This is a genomic window from Acinetobacter sp. BMW17 (assembly GCF_001592855.1).
Taxonomy (GTDB): domain Bacteria; phylum Pseudomonadota; class Gammaproteobacteria; order Pseudomonadales; family Moraxellaceae; genus Acinetobacter; species Acinetobacter johnsonii.
In genome coordinates this window covers 97,231-115,441 of record NZ_LSOD01000040.1, presented here as the reverse complement: position 1 = coordinate 115,441, position 18,211 = coordinate 97,231, and the positions used below count along the sequence as shown (strand labels likewise).

Below are 18,211 nucleotides of genomic sequence, written 5' to 3'. Positions count from 1 at the left end.
ACGCCTGTAATACGAGGTCTGCATGTCTGGAAAAAACTTAACTTTTAAACTCATCATGGATGGTGATAGCAAGGGGCTTATTGCTGCTGCCAAGCAGTCAGAAAGCGTTACTAAAAAGGTTTTTGAATCGATTAAAACTGAGGCAGATCAATTGAAGCAGTCCAGTGCTGCTGCTGCTCTTGCTCTTGGGAATATTGTTCCAGAGAAAAGTAAAGAATTGGCAGATGGCCTAACCAAATCTTTAAGCGGTGCAACCCAGATTATTCGTGATGCTGGAGATAACGCTAAAAGTGCAGCAAGTAATTTTACTGATTTTGGTAATAAGTCTGTAAAAGCTTTGGCATTCTTAAAATCAGATTTAGAAAAAGCAAAGATTAGACTTGAGGCCTTTTCAAAAACAAAAGCCACTCCTGCAGATATTGAGATTGCACAGAAACAAGTAGACCAACTCGAAAATGAAGTTCAACAAGCTGAAAGCGCATTTATTGATTTTCACACTGAAGTGGGTAAGGCAAATTCAAGTTTAAATAGTACAGAAACCGCGGCACAAGCAGCACAAAGTGGATTAAACAGTGCAAAGTTTGCTGCAAATGCACTAGCTAGTGCTATGGCAGCACTAGGTGTTGGGCTTGGAGTTCAAGAGTTAAGCCAAGTAGCGGACGCTTATACCAACCTCTCTGCAAGAATCAATATTGCGACTAAGGAAGGTGGTGATTTTAAGTCTGCAATGGCTGGCGTGCACCAAGTTGCTTTGATGACAAACTCAAGCTTGAGTGCAACAGGTGACTTATTCACGAGATTGAACGCTGTTGGCAAAGACTTGGGAATGACCCAGCAGAGTTCCCTTGATTTAACCAAGACCATCAATCAAGCAATTCAAATCAGTGGTGTATCTGCACAAGCTAGCGAGGCATTTACGCAGCAGTTCATCCAAAGCATGCAGCAAGGCACGCTTCGAGGTGAAGAATACAATTCCATGATGGAAAATGGTTTTGGGGTTGCAGAAGCGTTAGCCAAGGGCTTGGGTGTCACCACTGGTGAACTTAAGAATATGGCTGACAATGGGGAGCTTGGCGCAGAGCGTGTCTATAAGGCCCTTTTGAGTCAAAAGGATGCAGTTCAACAAACCTTTGATCAATTCCCAACAACTATCGGGAATGCATTACAGCGTATCTCAACCAGTTGGGAGATTCTGATTGGTAAAATGGATCAGTCTAATGGTGCGAGTGCAACCGTTGCTGATTGGCTGGTTACTATTGCATCCAACATGAATGTTGTAGAAGCCTTATTAAATGATATTGGGAAAGGCTTTATTTGGGTTGGGTATCAACTTAAAAAAGTTGATCCAGCCACAATTGAGGCGTTAAAAACAGCACTTATTAGCGCATATGAAACACTCAAAAATGCAGTAACAACTTTGGGTAATGGCATAGAGGCAACAATAGATCAACTTGATTTAATTCTTGGGAGTGTCTTTCAGTTTAATAGTGGTATAGATGAAGCGACAGATAAAACCAATGGATTTACTAAATTTCTACAGGTACTCAATGTAGCATTGAGTTTTGTAAGTGATGGATTTAGCGCTATTGCAATTGTTGCTAACTTATTCACAGGCGTGATTTATGATGTGGCTGCCGCATGGGCAAATTTAAAGTCAAAATTCACATGGGGTGATGTTAAGCAGCAAGCCATTGCTGATATGGATGCAATGGCAACCAAAGCTCAGGAGTATTACAAGAAAGCTTCAGATGGTGCCTTAGAGTTTAAATCCAAAGGCGTGCAAGCTCTTGATGAGATCGGTAAAACCCAAGATCAGAAAAATGCAGAAAGTCTGGCTCAATCTGAAGCAACCTTGGACCAAATGCTTGCTAATCAGCAGTCCGAGTTGAATGGCAAGAAAATCACCGAGGATGAAAAATTAAAGGCTGTTACGGCTTATGCTGAAGCTGCTATTGCTGCGAATAAAGGTGTCATGGATGGCATGATGCAGGCTGATCTAATAGCGAAAGGCTATATGGTCACCATGGATCAAGCTGGAAAAGTTTCAGTACAAGCGTTCAATCAAGCCACTGATGGTGCGAATAACACTGGTAAAGCACTCGTACAAGCACGTAAAGGCGCCGAGGCTTTGGGTGTTGATCTTGATATTGCCCTCAATCGTGTTTCTGAAAAATTTGCTGCTAACCAAATTCACTTGACCAATTACGCTAATGGCCTTGATGAGCTGGGCTTAAAAGGTGAGCAAGCTGCTAATGCACTGTATATGGGGTGGGAGAAATGGTTAGCATCAGCAAAGTCTGAAGTTGAGATAGAGGCTGCTAAAGCCAAGCTTCAATCGTTTGGTGAGCAGGGAAAATTATCAACATCACAGGTTGAGATGGGAATGCAGGCTGTAAAACGCGCCGTGCAAGAAATTCCCGATAGTCTGACACCCGTAGAGGCTGCCTTTGAGCGGTTAGGGATTAAAACCAAAGAGCAACTTAAACTTGCTGCAGATCTCGCCTTGAATGACTTCACTACCATTTTAAAAAGTGGTGTGGCTACTCAAGATGGTCTGCAACAAGCATATGAGGAAACCATTCGTTTAGCTTATGCCTCGGGCGATGCCCAAGTTATTGCTGCTGTGAATGCCAAGGCCGCTTATTTAGGGCTTGAGGTCCAAATGGATGCCACAGGCAAAGCCACGGTTACTAAACTGGGTGAGATCCAGCAAGCAGCAATTGAGACTCAACGTACTGTGAGTCAAGTGAGCCAATCTACGGCACGAGAGCAACCTGAGATCAGTGCTGAACAAAAGGCTACCAATGACCATTGGGATGATTTCAAGGCCAAGATGAAAGCGCGTACGGATGAGCTGAATGCCAAATCACAAGCGCGTGGTTCAGGTGGTGGTAATGCTTCATTACTGTCGAATGGTGGAGATTCAACTCAGAAAATCTCAGCCGTGCCGGATGCCCCACTTATTGCGACTTCGTTTGATATACAAGGAATTGAAAACATGCAACCAACTGAAAAGAAAGTGCTCGAATTGCAATCAGGTGGTAAAGCTGCAGAACTACAAGGTACGCCTGAAGCCGTTGATAGCGTTGAAGAGATGCTTCGTGAATTTGAAATGCTTAAACGGAGTATGTAATGAAGTTAATTCGTAAAACCACAGGAGAAACCATTCAACTTGAGGATGGTTTTTTTTGGTCTGATGAAAACTGGTCCGAGATCGAGCAGAACCAGGAGTATGCCATTAGTGGTGCCTTGATTATCCAAGAGGGACGCAAACAAGCAGGTCGGCCAATCACATTACAGCCTGCTAATAAATCGAAAGGCTGGATCAAGCTGAGCGATCTGAACACGCTTCGTTTATGGCAAAACCTGCAGGAGCAATTTACGCTTCAGTTTGAATGGCCACATGACCAGCGTGAGTTCAATGTGATTTGGAATCATAAAGACGGTGCACTGGAAAGCTCTACAGTCAAAGGCACCCCAGCAACATCATTTGATACTTATTTTAACGTCACCATGCGATTCATTGAGGTAAGCGATGCCAATTGAAACCAATAATTTAAAGCTCCTTGAGTCAGAACGCATTCGAACAGATGCTGAAGATGGTGGGGGTAAATACTCAGGCCGTGAAATTGTCGACGGTCAAAGTAATAACCTGTTTAATGATATTTCTGAGATGGATCGCACTACGGGCCGTACCTCTATCCAAAAGATCTATGCTGCGGTGGATACTGCTGATACCGATGCCCTGATGGGTGCGACAGTATTTATCTCTCAGAATGCGCAAGATCCAAGTGTGTCCGCCGTGTTATTCAGTACTGACAGTTGGACGGATGAACGTAAAGAAGCGCAGAACCGCATTGAAAACTATAATGCCAAAGGTGCACAGATTGCTGGCACACCTTTAGATACCCATTGGAAAGGAATGAAGTCTCTACAAGTGGCCATGTTTCCTCAGGAAGCAGAGTCATCGATTGGGAAGTCGATTGTATTGATCTCAAATGAAGGTAAAACTTTAGAGGTTGAGCAATTCCTACGGATCACTGAGGTGTCGACAAGAACTGCTTATGTGATGGTCGATGGCAAACAGGTGGAATATAAGATTGCCACTTATGGCCTCAGTGATGCATTAAAAGCTGATTTTGTGGGGCTATCTGCGAAGCAATGGTATAGCGGTGAAAAGAGCACCACCATCATTCGAGACACCATTGTGGCGGATACAGGTAAGTATTACTCCAGCGCCAATCTCAAAGAAGCTGCACAAGTCGGTGATTATTCTGTGGTTGCAGAGGATGTCTATACGCAGTTGGTGCCTTCAGCGCAGACTGAAACCCCGATGGTGAATATCAATGCCGCAGGTGATTCTGTAGCTTTGGTGAAAGCTAAAGATGGTGTGCTGAGCAAGACTTTTAACAATGTTACGATCAACACTGTGTCGAGCCTATATCTCGGCTCATCCATCATGCCGAAATCGGTAGAGTTCACTTTGTTTGGCTCAGTAATTACCGACGTGGGTGGAGAACTTAAGAATGCCGCTGGTGCTTCAATCGGTAGCATCAACTATCAAAATGGCTCTCTGGCTTGGAACGCAAGCGCAGGGACAGGTACTGCCAATCTAACGATTAACTTTATACCTGCAGCCGCGGTGACAGCCCCTGTTGAGTCTGATCTGATTTATGTGAATCAGGAGAACATCAGTTTTAACTGGATCCGCAACTTGGTCCCGCTGCCATCACCAGGTAGTTTGCAAGTGTCGTACTTGGTTCAGAATCAGGTCTACACGCTTCGAGACAATGGTGCAGGTCAATTACGTGGTTTAGATTCATCCTTTGGTTCAGGCAGTATTGATTACGATACGGGTACCATGTCACTTACAACAGGTGAGCTTGCGGACGTAGGTAGTGCAATCCTGCTGACATGGAGCAACATGATCACGGCTCAGGAGCGTTCAGGATTAACGATTAATAAAGCCTATGTCGAGATTCCAGTGAATGACTCGATTGTGGCAGGAAGCTTAACGGTCGGCTGGCTTTTGAATGGTGTGGCCAAGTCAGCAACCGATAATGGTCAGGGACAATTCACAGGGGATGCCACAGGGACCATTGATTATGCGGATGGTGTGGCCAAGTTGATGCCAACCTTATTACCCAATGGCGGTACTACGTTTAATATCTCAGGTCAGAAAGGGTCTAAGTCTTCAGTTCAAGTGACTGCAGTACCCAGCAGCGGTACGATCTCAATTGAATTGGACAATGGATCTGCTGCGTTGATCCCTAAGTCTGTGAAAGTACGTGTACCCGTCAAGTATATGAGCCACATGGGTGAGGTTGAGCTGCGTGATATGCCGATTGATGCCTCTACAGGACGTTTAATCAATGGTGCAGGTCAGCAACAGGGCACGATCAACTATGCGTCGCGCACAATGAGTATCACCCCAAGTACTACACTTGAAGCGATCGAGCGTGAGAAGATTATGCGTCCTTACTACGGCACGCACAATACTTCGCAGGAGGCCATTGCGGCAGGTATGCTGGGTATGACGATCAAATATCAAAACACCAGCGAAACGCACACTTTAAACCTGAATGAAGTAGCGACTGCTGTGACAGTGAGTGTCTCGTATCGTGATAGTTCAGCAGCTCAATCATGGTCGGATACCCTCATTGGTTCTATGCTAAAAACGGATTTAACCGAAGGCTTTGCTGAGCAGATTCTTGCAGGTTCGGTTCGCCTTACACTGGCTGATTCAACCTATGTCGATAAACTCGGATCACTTTATCGGAATCCATCGGTGACCACAGGCGCAGGAACGGTAGCGGGTCAGATCCACTATGGAAATGGTGCGGTAGAGCTATCTGCATGGGATGTAGGTGGGGCGAACAATCCAACGTTAGAAACCTTGGTGACTCAGCTTGAAAGTGTAAAAACTAACCAAGTGTCGTATCGTGCACCGATGATCCCTATCCGGGCTCAGTCTTTGACCTTGTCCGCCACTAAGGTGGAAGGCGGGGTATTGAATATCACGCCTGATGGCTCAGGTATCATTGATACAGCAGAGTGCGATGGTTTCTTTAACTTTGACCAAGGCTATGGCCAGTTTGTTTTTCGGCAAAAGATTGAAGTGACTTCTGCCAACCGTGCTGAAATTATGGCGCAGGATTGGTATGTAGCTGAGCTGGAATATAGCAAGGATGGCAAGCAGTGGATTCATAAGCCCATTATGGTCTTGCCTGAAACTATCAAATACAGTGCAGTCGGTTATAGCTATATCCCGATTGATGCAGAGTTATTGGGCTTGTCTGCAGTACGTTTGCCGATTGATGGTCGAGTCCCGATTTTCCGATCAGGTGAGATTGGGATAGTGAGTGCGAGTAAGTCGCAGGAATTACCTGATTATATTGCTGGCCAAACCTATCCATTGAATGATGCACGGATCTCCTGGTGTGAACTTGAAGATGCCGACGGCATTAAAATTCCATTTGATTTGTACACAGTGGACTATGACTACGGCAAAGTGACTTTAAACGGTGATTTTGCCTTGGGTAATCTGACAGGACCACTGACAGCCAAGTATCGCTATCAAGATATGGGTTTAGTGCGTGATGTCAAAATTAATGGCCAAGTGACTTTCACTAAGCCACTGACCCACAACTATGATCCTGCTCATACCATCGTCGGTTCTGCATTGGTCATCGGTGATATGCAGGCGCGTTATACCCGTAAGTTTGTACAGTCGACGTGGGACAATTTGTGGAAAGATGAAGCAGTTGGTGCAGCCATTTCAGCCAATTACAACGACATCCTGTATCCGATTGCCGTCACCAATAAGGGCAACATTCAAGAACGTTGGGCGATTGTCTTTACAAGTACAACTGCATTTCGAATCATTGGTGAAACTTCTGGCCAGATTGGAACAGGGGTCACGACTGAAGGCTGCGAACCAATCAATCCAGTGACCAATGCGCCTTACTTCATCATCAAAAAGGAGGGTTGGGGTAATGGGTGGGCATCTGGCAACGTACTGCGTTTTAACACCATTGCAGCCAATCATCCAATCTGGGTAATTCGCACGGTGAAGCAGTCGGAACCTACAGTGTTGTCTGACTCATTCCAAATTATGCTGCGCGGTGACATTGACCGCGTTATTTAAAGTATAGCTGCTTAACTTTTAATTCAAATATGACCGCTTTGGCGGTCTTTTTTTATGGGTAATCATAATGGTCGCAAGTACAGATATTAAGTTTTTCGTACATAGCAATAACAACGCGCCACAACTACAAAATGCCTATGGTTCAATGATTGGTATTTTGGATGCATGCTTGGTGAATGGGATAAGTCTAGGGCTGGTTTCTACACTGACTGCAGTTGGCACCACAGTGACAGCAGTATTTAGTAATGCTCACAACTTAATACAATGCCAAGTACTTAAAATCACTGGTGCGAATCAAGCTGAATACAATGGCGAGCATCGTATCTTGACGGTGCCAAATGCAACGAGCGTGACCTTTCAATTGACAACCGCGCCCAGCGTAACAACAGCTACAGGTACAGTCTCAGCATCATTACCCCCATTGGGTTGGGAAAAGCCGTTTAGCCGTGTAAATGAAGCGGGTGGTGGAAAAGCAGCATACCGATCTAAAAACACCCAATTATCCTCAAGACCCTTTTTACGTGTGGTTGATGAATTAGACCCAGCATGGACTCCTACGTATGAAAAGTACGCAAAAGTAGGACTCGTCGAAGAAATGACGGGGATTGATGACATGTCTGGTTTTCAAACACCATTTGATTCTAGCAACCCAGCCAAGAATTGGACTGGAAGTGGAAGTGGGAGTGCTGCCTACAATGGTTGGGCAAAGTGGAACTATGCAGTATTAAACAGTATTCGTAGTGCTTCTGGATCAACTCAAACACAAGCAGGCTCATCTCCCCCAGTCAATGGCGCAAGAGTGTGGTTCATTATAGGCAATGGCGATTTTTTCTATGTGTTGAATACAGTCAACTTATTAAATGATCAGTATTTAATATATGGCTGCGGTGTTATTGAAAAAACACTGAACACTGATGAGGACCAATGGTTTTTGGCTGCTAACTTATATTATTTACAAGCATCAGTGGCTTACAGACTTTATGATTTTAATAATCTTGCTTATCAGCTTGAATATGATTCCACCCCAACCATTCTGCTTTATAAAACAACAGGGAAATCAAATGAGGACAGATGCTTTTTAACCTGCATTAAGGTAACGAGATCAAGCTCCGCTGTAATGTATTCTGGCGCATCAAATTATGTTCTAAATACAGGGGATGCCAATAATCTTCCATTAATACCCCCTGTGTTTTTAGGGTTGGAGGGGGGTAATACTAGATTTTTAGGTTATCCACCTAACCTACTATGGGTTTTGAGAGACAAGCCATTTAGTGATTTTCAGACTATATCGAATGGTCATAAACTGCTACTCGCTAAAAAATTAATGGTTAGCTCTTCTTTTGGAGAGGTTGTTTTTGACTTAGGGGTTGATCAATGATTTTTAAGAAAGCAATTGGGACAACCAGTATGTTGTCGGAGTTTTCTGGTGGACATCAAATCATTGGAAAGACCCTTATAAAAGGAGGGATTCTGGGTGGATGTGATGTTCGATTGGTTGAAAAAAGAACTGGGCGCTTGGTATTTCGAACATTTTCCAATAGTGATGGTACTTACGTCTTCAAATATCTTAAACGCACTGAGTACCTAGTCATGGCAATAGATCGAAATGGTGAATTCAATGCTGTTATTCAAGATAATGTGGTGCCGAAATGAGTAAAACTTCAGTCAATGCTCGGTTTGCCATGATTCAAGCCTTTGCAAATTTCATGGATAACGGTAGCCAAAGTGCTACCGTTACTTTTTATGAAGGTGTACAGCCTGCTAGCCCCGCCGTTGCAGTCGATTCAAACAATGCTTTGGTGACATTGGTATTTCCTGAGCCGTGTATTAAAGAAACCACGCCAACTTATGTTGAGCTGCATCCAACCGACACAGGATCAGTCATTAAAACAGGCACAGCAACATGGGCACGTATTTTTAACGGTGCTGGTGAAGTGGCGGCAGATCTTGTGGTTGGGACAGACATTAGTTTAGCAAGTACCAATCTTGTGCTTGGTGGCACGCTATCAGTGACATCAATTAAGCTTAGACCTTAATTTCAAAGGGTGCTCATGTGGATTTTAAGCGAAAACTTGGCACCGTTGATGCTCATAATCTCAACTTAAACCTTAAGCCCGATAACATCGACAGTCATGACATCATTCTGAATTTTGAGCATCTGGCCGATGGCTCGACCAATCTTAATTTTGGTGATGATGTTAGCGCTGCTGTTGACACATCAGTTGATACCTCATTTACATTTGATATTACTGCTGTTTATGCAGATGGCAATACTAATACCGCAGTCATTGATACTGTTTTAGATACGGTGTTGCAGTTTGATGTGGTGGCTGTATTTGCTGAAAACACTGATGTTATTGGGTGGATTGATACCACTTTAGACACCAGTTTTAGCTTTGAAGTTGAAGCATTTTTTGCTGAAAACCTGTGCACTATTGATACAGTGCTGGATACAACATGGAAGTTTGATGTTGATTCTACATTTGATATTCATCATGTTGTGGGTGTGAGCTGTGGTTTGGGTGTACGCTATAAAAAAGCCATAGCAAGCCTAAGGGCAAACGTTATACCGTGGGCTAAACCAATTTTAAGAGTCTCAAATGAGGCTCTTTTTTTTGATCAAGGTTTAGTGATCAGTCATGGCAACAAGGTTGCCTTTGAGCGTGGCCAGACTTTATCTGAATCCATCCATGCTGCATTTGATCAGGGTGTGAAGCTTAGCCGAAATTTATGTGTGCGCTGGCAAGAAAATCTGAAGATTCGGATTGCACGTGATTTGTATTTTGATGAGTCGATCAAGCTTCGATTGAACCGTGAATTTATACATCAAGAGATGATCCGCAAACGCCGCAATATCTCGTTTTCACATCAAGTCGCACACGTCTTTGAAAAGCGTTTTAGCTTTGATTGGGACAAAGGACTGGAGCTAGTCACCCAGAATGAGATTCCTTGGGATAAAGCCAAATCCATTCATTATCGCAGGCATCCGATTGAACCATGGCCAGAGCCAGAGATTCCTGAATATGAGGGTACAGGTGATCTTAATTTCATATGCCTATGCCATGAAGTAGATGCACACAATGTTGAACTCAACTTCGGTGCAGATGATTGCATACCTGGCATACCAAATCGCAATTGGTGGTACATATTGAATAGTTTATCTGTGACGCGCCTCGACAATGGCGAAGAGATTGAAGTTTATGATGGGAATTACAGTACTGATCGCAGCTGCTGGTGTTGGTCTTATAGTTTGACCGTACCGGCATCCCAGATTGGCAAACTGGAACCAATCAATGGTCAACCTGTAATTTTAAAAATTACAGTGAATGGTACCGAACATCAAATGTTGCTGGAAAACCGACGACGTTCTCGTAAGTTTGCTCAAGAGACCTATACCTTAATTGGTCGCAGTCAAACCGCGCTGCTTGCTGCACCGACTGCGCCTTTACGTTCATTCTTACAAGAGAATGATCGAACCTCCGTCCAGTTATGTCAGGCAGAGCTAGATCGCGTGTTTAGCGATACGGTACTGAATTGGCAGTTAATTGATGCCTTAGGCTGGATTGTTGAGCGTGAATGTTTGAGCTATTCCAATTTAGCGCCAATAGATGCCATTAAGATGGTGGTTGAAAGTGGCGGTGGATTTATTTATAGCGAAAAGGGCAGCAATACACTGACCATTAAACCGCTGTATAAAAAGACCTTCTGGGATGTGTTGTCGATCGCTGAGTATGATTGCATGCTGCCTGAGTCTGCGGTGGTGAGTCAATCGACTGATTATCAGATCTATCCTGATTACAACGGCATTACACTGACCAATGACCGTAAAGCACAGGTCGCTCAAGTGAAACGCACTGGAACCAGTGCGGACACCTTACTACAGCCAGAAAATAACCCCTTATTTAACCATGTCAGCATGGGGGCATATGGTAAAGCCAAACTTGCCAAAGCAGGAATGGTCGAAACTCATACCTACAGTATGCCGATCTCGCCTGAGGTAGGTGAGTGTGTGCCAGGAGAAGTACTGGCCTTTAATGCAGAATGGTGGGGGATTGTAGATAGTGTCAGCGTCTCGTTCAGTCATGCAGTGGTCAATCAAACTGTGAAAGTGGAGCGTGTGAATCGTGAGTAATGCATTACAGCGTTTAATTGATTTACTGCCTACAGCTGCAGAGTTTGTAGGAACGATTACCAGTGTGGATCATCCCAACTACAAAGTACTGGTTGTGGGTGGATCAGGCCTGAATCTAGTCACCAGTTCAACACGCTACAACTTAGGAGCATCCGTATTTGTATCTAATGGTGAGATCAAACGACTCGCACCAGTAGGTGAAGTGATTCAAATAGAAGTTTAAGTTTTTAAAAAAGTGTATGGCACCCAATTGGGTGCTTTTTTATTGCCAAAAATTAGGGGGCGAAATGTCTGAAACAACAGGGCAAGCAATTGCTGAAGCGAGTGCTGCAGTTACATCAATTTCAACCAAAACAGCAGTAGGGGGATCAATTGCTGGCTTGTCGGGGAAGTTATTGGGCTTAGATCCAATCACAGCCATTGGTTTGCTGGTGGCGATAGCAGGCCTATTAGTGAGCTTTATGAGCTTCTTGATTAACTGGTACTACAAGCGTCAAGAAAACAAACGTGCCGAACAACTACATCAGATTGCGCTGAGTAAAGCGAAGGGTGAATGCAATGTCGAATAAAACGAAATACTGGGCAATGGGATTAGCAGCTTCAGCTGCTTTTTTTACGGGTTTAGAAATACACGAAGGCTATTCAGCAAAGCCTTATAAAGATACTGGTGGTGTTGTGACTCAGGGTATCGGTTCAACGGTAAAACCGAGTGGCCAAGTGATCAAAATGACCGATCCACCCATCACACGAAAAACAGCAAAAGAGTGGGCTAAGGTACATGTGGCCAAAGATGAAATTCCATTCCGTAAGTCTCTCCAGAGCGTGAAGTTGTCTCAAGTCGAGTACGACGTATATCTCGATTTTACCTATAACTTTGGTCAAGCCAATTGGAATCAATCCTCCATGCTTCGAAATTTAAAAGCCGGGAAGTACAAGCAGGCTTGTGATTCATTGTTGAAGTGGAAGTACGTGGCCAAACGTGATTGCTCTGTACGATCCAATAACTGTTATGGCGTTTGGACTCGTCAAGTTGAGCGTCACTCGAAATGCATAGGAGCGCAGTAGATGAGTGAATTTAAAAAAGTCAGCAAAGTGTTGCTCGAGTCTAACGGTATTTATTTTATTGAATGCCCTGGATGTAAAACTTTGCATCCATTTCATGTTGATCCAAAACATAAAATTCGCTGGGATTTTAATGGCGATTTAGAGAAACCAACATTTAGGCCAAGCTTAATGGTGAATCAAGGCCACCCTAACCAATGTCATTCTTTTGTCACGGATGGAAAAATTCAATTCTTGTCTGATTGTCATCATAGTTTGGCTGGACAAACAGTTGATCTTCCTGACGTGGAGGAATTCTGATGCCATTTCTTTTACTGATTTGGAACAACAAGCGCTGGACTTTAATCATTGTACTTCTGATTTATGCAGTGTTTCAGACATGGCAATCCAACTCACTGGCTGGTGATCTAAACACGGCAAAGGCTGATTGTAAAACTAAGGTACAGCAAGAAGTAGATAAGGCCGTGAAGCCTTATCAAGAAGCAATAACAAAGGCCAAAGAACAGAAGGCTATTACTGAAAAGGCTTGGTCGGATAAATATATTGAGGTAGAACAGAATGCGATTAAAAAAATACAAGATGCGAATGCTGCCGCTCGTAGTGCTGACTTGGCTGCTAGCGGGTTGTCAAAGCAACTCAGTGAAGCAAACAAACGTCTGTCCTCAGCTCCCCGTCAAACCATTATTGAGTACACAATTACCAACAGTGAGTTACTCGAAGCTTGCACAGCAGAATATCAAAGCATGGCAGAAAAAGCAGATGGACACGCAATTGATGTCGAGCGATTAAGCGAGGTATGGCCAGAATAAAATAACAAGCTGTGCATCCTACTTTCAGGGTGCACAGCGCATTCGATTTCAACAAAGGTGCATGTCACTGTATGTGTTCAGTGTGTGAATTGAGAAAGCCCTCTAAGTGAGGGCTTTTTCGTATAAGCTCTATTATGTTAATTTCAGATCAACTTATTTTTTATTCTAAACTCTATCCTTAATTAATGAGTGCTATTTCATTAAAATGGCTAATTCTTGCCACTCATCAAAATTAGTACTCCGAGGGATTCCCCAATTAATTTCTTGTCCTACCCTTAATACTCGCATACCTATATTTCTACGAGATGTGGCAATTTCAAAAAGATCTAACAATACATCCCATAATTCAAATATCACTTCACGCTTTGGTGAAACGCCTCTATGTGCTAAGTCGTTACGTGCTTTTCTAACTCGATTAAGTTTATGATAAATTTCGTTTTTTATAATTTTAGATAGTTTTAAAAGCTCATGTTTTGCGCTAATTATATTATTATCTATCTTTAATTGGAGTTGATCATGCCGTTTTTTCACTTTGGGTGAATAACTACTACTATTTCTAGAATACTGATTTATCCATAAAATCTCTGTAAGTTGTTCGACAACAATCCATAAATTATTAAGAGCATCACTATTATTTTGATTAGTTAAGGATGTATAACCATTTATGAGAAAAAAAGGCGAAAAGTGAGGAATTGACCTGATAATTTCCTGACCTTCAGAGAAAGCTTTTTTTAAATTATCAACACTCAACACTCTCGGATACATCAGTGGTTCAAGTAGTTCAGTTATAGATGCCCAATTTTCTCTTAATCGCGTATGAAGCGATGGTGTACAAGCGAACAAATTAGTTTTTTTATGTAGGGAACCAATCACTAACTCATGCGAATGTAAAACTTCAGCATGTATTCCACCTAATAATAAAGAACATAGGATTTCATTTAATTTGGCAATTCCTTCAGATCTTGTTGGGAAAGCACTGCACTGGGGAATTGCTATTGCCCCATCGTAGCTTACCAATGCATCCAATCTTTGATTAATTTTTAAAGGAAGTATTCCTACTACTTCTGATAATTGCATTCCAGCATAAGAATTTTCATTAATTTGTTCCAGTGAGAAACTTATTTGTTTTTTTCTATCGCTAACTATTGCTGAATATGGTCTTAAATGAACCATCCAAGCAGGATTAAATGACGGCACACTAGAAGTCGGTTCGACATAATCAAAAAGAGCATCTGATTTTTCAATCCAATCTCCTCCATACCAAACAGAAGTTTCAGTTGGTTTATTTTTAATTACGTCTGTTAGTGTTTTAGGAATATTACGATTATCTGAGAAAAATGGATTAAAATCCTCCTCAAATGCGTATATTTGGCCTGTCTGAGTATCCTGATAGTGCTTCATATTTTATCTATTTCAAATCATAAGTTTCGTTATGTTTATAACTTAATAAAAAGGATTAATAAAATTAAAAACTCCCATTTAACATAATAGAGCTTATACGAAACTCTTGAAGATTTCATATAATTATCAGAGTTTTAGTCACGTACGTTCTAGTGCTTAGTAGGTTAGGACGTAATTTTCGTGATTCTTCACGTTCCACGCATATAATTCAATCAAACTAATTATTTCATTATTTAGCATTGATTAACTATAAGACATCGCTACCCACAGTCAACATACCATCCCAACTAAAATAATCCCTCGTCAAACTTCCGCGACTCATCGACCAGCCACGATTCGGTAATTTGCATGGGCCGATCGCAAGTTTCTTGTCTCCAAACCTTTCCTTAACACCTTCCATTGCAAGCTGCAGCTTCTCATTTCGCTCTATCGATTCAACATCAGTGAGCAAGTCAGGAATGTAGGCCGCCTTGTTCTCAATACACGTTAAAATCACACCACACCTTTTAAACTCAACACCTTCTTGAAACAGTTCATCCATTTGCTTCATCACTGCTTTATTCATAACAGCGGCAGAGTCGGTAGGCTCAGCAAAGCCCACACTGATTGATTTCTTATAAAATGGTTTATTCTTATCAAATGGATTGGACTCAGCAAAAGCGATCACACAACCACATAAGCTTTTGTCTTCTCGTAGACGTTTAACTGCTGACTGCAGGTAATCACTCATTGCCTCAGACAAAGATTCTTTATCCGTTACACGTTGGCCAAACGACCTCGATGAGATGATTTGTTTTTTAGCGGGTGGGGCATGTTCAATCTCAATGCAGGAAATACCTTGCAACTCAGCAACCGTCTTGGCCATAACAATGGAAAAGAGGCTTTTCATATTGCGCGGCTCAGTTCGGGTGAGATCCTGAACGGTGTGCACACCCATGGCATGCAGTTTCTTACTGTGCTGTCGACCAACTCCCCAAACCTCAGATACATCGATCAAACTAAAAAAGTAATCCTTGTGTTTTGGGTCCATTGATACCAAATTGCAGACACCCGAAAAGCGTTTGGCTTTCTTGGCCATATGGTTAGCAATTTTCGCTTCAGTCTTACTTCGACCAATTCCGACCGATACAGGCAAGCCGATCCACTTAGCTATACGTTCGCGCATGTCTTGAGCGTATTCCGTTAAATCGAATTTATGCTCATATGCGGTGAGATCTAAAAAGCATTCATCGATCGAATAGATCTCATGCTCACCTGGTGCAACATAGTCGGCAAGGATGCTGTGAAAGCGCTTGGACATTTCAGCATAGACTTTGTAGTTGCTCGAAAGCACTTCTACATTGTGCTTCTCAACAATGTCTTTGATTTGGAATAGGGGCACACCCATTTTGATACCAAGATCTTTAGCTTCCTGTGAACGAGCAACTGCACAACCATCATTGTTTGAAAGCACAATGACTGGTCTATTATTCAACTTTGGGTTGAACACGCGCTCACAACTGACGTAGCAATTGTTCACGTCAATTAAGGCATAGATCTTGTTTTCGCTTCTCATCTGAAGCTCTTCAGAACACGGGTGACAACACCCCAAATAATGAACTCTTGTCCTTCACTAAAATGAATGTCGTCATAATCAGGGTTTTCAGCTTTTAGCCAACATACCCCAGCATCTTCACACATGAGACGCTTTACGGTGAACTCATTGTCGACCAGTGCAATCACGATATCCCAATGCTTTGCTTCAAGACTACGATCGACAATTAACTCATCTCCAATATCTATACCAATATTGATGAGTGACAGTGAATTAACACGCACGATGAACGTAGCGGCGGGATTCTTTATCAGGTGCTCATTAAGATCTAAGGTCTTATCGACGTGATCTTGGGCAGGGGAAGGGAAACCCGCTTGCACGCGCTCAGTGGCCAATGGAATAGCCATATGTGTGACTGGATCAACTTGGCGTATATGATCGATTTCAGGATCAGCTTTAGCCTTCTTGAGAAAGGCTTTGATTTCTAAAACAGAAGAGTTTGGCACACGGATGAGCGTGGTCAATTCTGAGCGTTTTCGCCCTGCACCGGGTCTCACGCCACCATGGTTATTGATATCATTCATAGCCAAACTTGATTTCTGTAACAGATTTCAAGATTGTAGATTTCGGTCAAAATAAATTCAAATTTAAAAGCTGTGGATAATCAATGCACCTTCAAATTAAATTAGGTTGAGCACCATTTTCAGATAAGCGGGATTTAGGAAAAGTGATGTACTCATCCTGCATTTCAAAGAAGAACTCATGAGCCTCTTTAAAACTACAATTCATCCATTCTTCGCGGTATTCATCAGGGATAACGATGATCGAGCGCTTCTCATCTTCAGGCTTATGAAATTGCTTCATGAAGGGATGATTATCGGCATTGATGGTGAGCATACTCATCGATCGGATCTGCTCTCCATCGATGACGGCATTCTCGTATATGGCCGCTACGGTAAAAGGCATACCATCCTCACGCGCAATGCCATACCAGTGAGATTTCCCATCAATGTATTTGGGTTCAAAGATGGTCTCGACAGGGATTAGGCCAAATTGAGACTTATGCCAAGCCTCCCTAAAACTTGGTTTCTCAGCAACCGTTTCAGTCCTGGCATTGTATGTGTACTTGCCGAAACTCTTTTCCTTTGCCCACTTGGGAATCATTCCAAAATTAACAGATCGCCATTCAATTTTGCCGTTATTGGAAAAGATCAAAGGTGAAGGATAGTTAGGAAAAATGTCTTCAGGGAACTCTAATTGATCAGGCTCAGGGAGGTCTAACAAAAATGCACGATTCTTTCTGATTGCTTCAAAGTTTGCGCACATAGACTTATCCCTGTTTATTCTTTATGATCATCGCACAAATAATAACCCAACCAAGAATAAAAAATGATTTCAAAACAATTTAGGATCGTCAATGGAATACTCGCAGTCATTGGTATTGCTGCATTCATATTTTTCCAGTATCAAATGAGACCAGACAAGCTTGGGGGCTTCACGGAAGGCACAGAAGAGTATTACGGCTATCAATATGCACGTGATAACAATCTAAAGAATGCGGATCAATAGACTTCCGTCATAAATCAAAAAACGTACAATTTATTTGATCTTAAAGTAATCAGCAAAATTATTTAATTCAAGGGATAATCCTTGGATGAAATTCAAAGATATTCAAAAATTATCAGACGTTAAGTTTCGTAGGCTTACCGGTGTTAGTTGGGCTACATTTAACCTGATGTTGGCCGAGCTAAATAAGCATTTACCTGGTCATATTGGTAAAGGACGACCGCATAAATTACCGTTGGAAGATCGTTTGCTCTTATGTATAGAATATTGGAGAGAATATCGAACATTTTTCCATCTTGGTATGAGTTACGGTGTATCTGAAACGAGTGCAATTCGTATCACACGTGTTATTGAAGATACCTTAATCCGTTCTGGAAAATTCAACTTGCCAAAACAACTTCCTAATCGAGATGAAGTGGATTGGGAAGTTGTTGTGATTGATGCCACTGAAATATTAGTTCAACGTGGCTTTGTTGCACAAAGATTTAAAAATTAAGATTTCCCATATCTACTCAAATTTAAGTGGCAACTTGGGTGTGAGGTCGGCCTAACTCTGTGAA

General features: G+C 42.4%; 17 protein-coding genes. 13 read left to right on the top strand and 4 right to left on the bottom strand.

What is annotated here, in order from left to right:
* Nucleotides 1–22 precede the first annotated feature (22 nt).
* The 12 genes from AXW61_RS12900 to AXW61_RS12845 all read left to right on the top strand — a co-directional run bounded on the left by AXW61_RS12900 (nt 23) and on the right by AXW61_RS12845 (nt 13,150).
* Nucleotides 23–3,133 carry a tape measure protein gene (locus AXW61_RS12900; RefSeq protein ID WP_062034612.1) on the top strand — a complete coding sequence of 1,037 codons (3,111 nt, stop codon included), beginning with the start codon at nt 23–25 and terminating at the stop codon, nt 3,131–3,133.
* Nucleotides 3,133–3,546 carry a hypothetical protein gene (locus tag AXW61_RS12895; protein WP_062034611.1) on the top strand — a complete coding sequence of 138 codons (414 nt, stop codon included), beginning with the start codon at nt 3,133–3,135 and terminating at the stop codon, nt 3,544–3,546. The genes AXW61_RS12900 and AXW61_RS12895 overlap by 1 nt, the downstream gene beginning before the upstream one ends.
* A complete protein-coding gene (locus tag AXW61_RS12890; RefSeq protein WP_062034610.1) occupies nt 3,536–7,147 on the top strand; it encodes a hypothetical protein in 3,612 nt (1,203 codons plus the stop codon). Before AXW61_RS12895 ends, AXW61_RS12890 begins: the two co-directional genes overlap by 11 nt.
* Nucleotides 7,148–7,214: 67 nt before the next feature.
* Nucleotides 7,215–8,525: a hypothetical protein gene (locus AXW61_RS12885; RefSeq protein WP_062034609.1), complete on the top strand. Its 1,311-nt coding sequence runs from the start codon at nt 7,215–7,217 to the stop codon at nt 8,523–8,525.
* Nucleotides 8,522–8,800, top strand: coding sequence for a hypothetical protein (locus tag AXW61_RS12880; protein ID WP_062034608.1), 279 nt, complete (start codon nt 8,522–8,524; stop codon nt 8,798–8,800). The genes AXW61_RS12885 and AXW61_RS12880 overlap by 4 nt, the downstream gene beginning before the upstream one ends.
* A complete protein-coding gene (locus tag AXW61_RS12875; protein ID WP_062034607.1) occupies nt 8,797–9,183 on the top strand; it encodes a hypothetical protein in 387 nt (128 codons plus the stop codon). The genes AXW61_RS12880 and AXW61_RS12875 overlap by 4 nt, the downstream gene beginning before the upstream one ends.
* Nucleotides 9,184–9,200: 17 nt before the next feature.
* Nucleotides 9,201–11,279, top strand: a complete 2,079-nt coding sequence (locus AXW61_RS12870; RefSeq protein ID WP_062034606.1) for a hypothetical protein — start codon at nt 9,201–9,203, stop codon at nt 11,277–11,279.
* Entirely contained in the window at nt 11,272–11,502 is a 231-nt protein-coding gene (locus tag AXW61_RS12865) for a hypothetical protein (RefSeq protein ID WP_062034605.1), read from the top strand. Before AXW61_RS12870 ends, AXW61_RS12865 begins: the two co-directional genes overlap by 8 nt.
* A gap of 64 nt (nt 11,503–11,566) precedes the next feature.
* Complete coding sequence (locus AXW61_RS12860) at nt 11,567–11,848, top strand: holin (RefSeq protein ID WP_058869409.1); 282 nt, start codon at nt 11,567–11,569, stop codon at nt 11,846–11,848.
* Complete coding sequence (locus AXW61_RS12855) at nt 11,838–12,344, top strand: lysozyme (RefSeq protein ID WP_062034604.1); 507 nt, start codon at nt 11,838–11,840, stop codon at nt 12,342–12,344. The genes AXW61_RS12860 and AXW61_RS12855 overlap by 11 nt, the downstream gene beginning before the upstream one ends.
* Nucleotides 12,345–12,641 (top strand): DUF6527 family protein, encoded by a 297-nt coding sequence (locus AXW61_RS12850; protein WP_062034603.1) that lies wholly within the window; start codon nt 12,345–12,347, stop codon nt 12,639–12,641.
* Entirely contained in the window at nt 12,641–13,150 is a 510-nt protein-coding gene (locus AXW61_RS12845) for a hypothetical protein (protein WP_062034602.1), read from the top strand. The genes AXW61_RS12850 and AXW61_RS12845 overlap by 1 nt, the downstream gene beginning before the upstream one ends.
* 192 nt (nt 13,151–13,342) lie before the next feature.
* Here the strand turns inward: AXW61_RS12845 and AXW61_RS12840 are convergent, their stop codons facing one another.
* From AXW61_RS12840 to AXW61_RS12825, 4 genes are all read right to left on the bottom strand, one after another.
* Nucleotides 13,343–14,551 (bottom strand): hypothetical protein, encoded by a 1,209-nt coding sequence (locus tag AXW61_RS12840; protein WP_062034601.1) that lies wholly within the window; start codon nt 14,549–14,551, stop codon nt 13,343–13,345.
* Nucleotides 14,552–14,798: 247 nt separating this feature from the next.
* On the bottom strand, nt 14,799–16,106 hold the full coding sequence (locus AXW61_RS12835; protein WP_062034600.1) for a Y-family DNA polymerase: 1,308 nt from the start codon (nt 16,104–16,106) through the stop codon (nt 14,799–14,801).
* Nucleotides 16,103–16,669, bottom strand: coding sequence for a translesion error-prone DNA polymerase V autoproteolytic subunit (umuD, locus tag AXW61_RS12830; protein WP_062034599.1), 567 nt, complete (start codon nt 16,667–16,669; stop codon nt 16,103–16,105). Before umuD ends, AXW61_RS12835 begins: the two co-directional genes overlap by 4 nt.
* A 91-nt stretch (nt 16,670–16,760) precedes the next feature.
* The gene (locus tag AXW61_RS12825; protein WP_062034598.1) at nt 16,761–17,411 is read right to left on the bottom strand and encodes an SOS response-associated peptidase family protein; all 651 of its coding nucleotides are present in this window, start codon (nt 17,409–17,411) and stop codon (nt 16,761–16,763) included.
* 328 nt (nt 17,412–17,739) lie between these two features.
* Between AXW61_RS12825 and AXW61_RS12815 the strand changes: the two genes are divergently transcribed.
* A complete protein-coding gene (locus AXW61_RS12815; protein WP_062034596.1) occupies nt 17,740–18,147 on the top strand; it encodes a transposase family protein in 408 nt (135 codons plus the stop codon).
* Nucleotides 18,148–18,211 lie beyond the last annotated feature (64 nt).

What these genes read in the sequence shown, in the direction of transcription:
- AXW61_RS12900 (WP_062034612.1), top strand. Translation starts at nt 23, where the DNA reads ATGTCTGGAAAAAACTTAACTTTTAAACTCATCATGGATGGTGATAGC.
- AXW61_RS12895 (WP_062034611.1), top strand. Translation starts at nt 3,133, where the DNA reads ATGAAGTTAATTCGTAAAACCACAGGAGAAACCATTCAACTTGAGGAT.
- AXW61_RS12890 (WP_062034610.1), top strand. Translation starts at nt 3,536, where the DNA reads ATGCCAATTGAAACCAATAATTTAAAGCTCCTTGAGTCAGAACGCATT.
- AXW61_RS12885 (WP_062034609.1), top strand. Translation starts at nt 7,215, where the DNA reads ATGGTCGCAAGTACAGATATTAAGTTTTTCGTACATAGCAATAACAAC.
- AXW61_RS12880 (WP_062034608.1), top strand. Translation starts at nt 8,522, where the DNA reads ATGATTTTTAAGAAAGCAATTGGGACAACCAGTATGTTGTCGGAGTTT.
- AXW61_RS12875 (WP_062034607.1), top strand. Translation starts at nt 8,797, where the DNA reads ATGAGTAAAACTTCAGTCAATGCTCGGTTTGCCATGATTCAAGCCTTT.
- AXW61_RS12860 (WP_058869409.1), top strand. Translation starts at nt 11,567, where the DNA reads ATGTCTGAAACAACAGGGCAAGCAATTGCTGAAGCGAGTGCTGCAGTT.
- AXW61_RS12855 (WP_062034604.1), top strand. Translation starts at nt 11,838, where the DNA reads ATGTCGAATAAAACGAAATACTGGGCAATGGGATTAGCAGCTTCAGCT.
- AXW61_RS12850 (WP_062034603.1), top strand. Translation starts at nt 12,345, where the DNA reads ATGAGTGAATTTAAAAAAGTCAGCAAAGTGTTGCTCGAGTCTAACGGT.
- AXW61_RS12845 (WP_062034602.1), top strand. Translation starts at nt 12,641, where the DNA reads ATGCCATTTCTTTTACTGATTTGGAACAACAAGCGCTGGACTTTAATC.
- AXW61_RS12840 (WP_062034601.1), bottom strand. Translation starts at nt 14,551, where the DNA reads ATGAAGCACTATCAGGATACTCAGACAGGCCAAATATACGCATTTGAG.
- AXW61_RS12835 (WP_062034600.1), bottom strand. Translation starts at nt 16,106, where the DNA reads ATGAGAAGCGAAAACAAGATCTATGCCTTAATTGACGTGAACAATTGC.
- umuD (WP_062034599.1), bottom strand. Translation starts at nt 16,669, where the DNA reads ATGAATGATATCAATAACCATGGTGGCGTGAGACCCGGTGCAGGGCGA.
- AXW61_RS12825 (WP_062034598.1), bottom strand. Translation starts at nt 17,411, where the DNA reads ATGTGCGCAAACTTTGAAGCAATCAGAAAGAATCGTGCATTTTTGTTA.
- AXW61_RS12815 (WP_062034596.1), top strand. Translation starts at nt 17,740, where the DNA reads ATGAAATTCAAAGATATTCAAAAATTATCAGACGTTAAGTTTCGTAGG.